Genomic DNA, 642 nt, shown 5'->3' with positions numbered 1-642 from the left:
GCTCGAGGTGCTCAATCCGTTCAATCTGCAACCGATCGCGACCGTCGACACCGTCGATCGTCACGGCGTCGAGCAAGCGCTCGCGGTGGCGGATGCCTGTTATCGACAGCGCGACGGTTGGCTGCCTGATTTTGAACGCATGACGATCCTGCGCCGGGCCGCCGAGCTGATGGCGACCCAGATCGAGGTGCTGGCCCTATTGATCGCGCGCGAGGGCGGCAAACCCTTGACCGATGCCCGGGTCGAGGCCGAGCGCGCGGTCGACGGCCTGCGCTGCTGCGCCGAGCTGCCGCGCCACAGCGGCGGGCGCGAGGTGCCGATGCAGGCCACCGCCGCTGGTGCCGGGCGCTGGGCCTTCAGCACCCACGAGCCGATTGGCCCGGTGGTGGCGATCAGCGCCTTCAACCATCCGTTGAACCTGATCGTGCATCAGGTGGCGCCCGCAGTGGCCGCCGGTTGCCCGGTGGTCGTCAAACCGGCTGAGGACACGCCGCTGTCGTGCCTGCGCTTCATCGATCTGCTGCGCGAGGCCGGTCTGCCTCCGGCCTGGGCGCAGGCTTTGGTGACGGATTCGCCAGCGACTGCCGAGGCGCTGGCGACCGATCCCCGCGTCGCCTTCCTGAGCTTCATCGGCAGTGCGCG

Annotated in this window: 1 protein-coding gene; it reads left to right on the top strand. The window is 69.3% G+C overall.

Going from position 1 to position 642, the window contains the following annotated elements; genetic code table 11:
* The coding region (locus CKO42_RS26845) for an aldehyde dehydrogenase family protein (RefSeq protein WP_200252900.1) at positions 1-642 on the top strand (642 nt) is incomplete at both ends.

Source organism: Lamprobacter modestohalophilus (assembly GCF_016583905.1).
GTDB classification, from domain to species: domain Bacteria; phylum Pseudomonadota; class Gammaproteobacteria; order Chromatiales; family Chromatiaceae; genus Lamprobacter; species Lamprobacter modestohalophilus.
The sequence above is the reverse complement of the archived record's forward strand: the minus strand, read 5'-3'. Positions and strand labels throughout refer to the sequence as shown.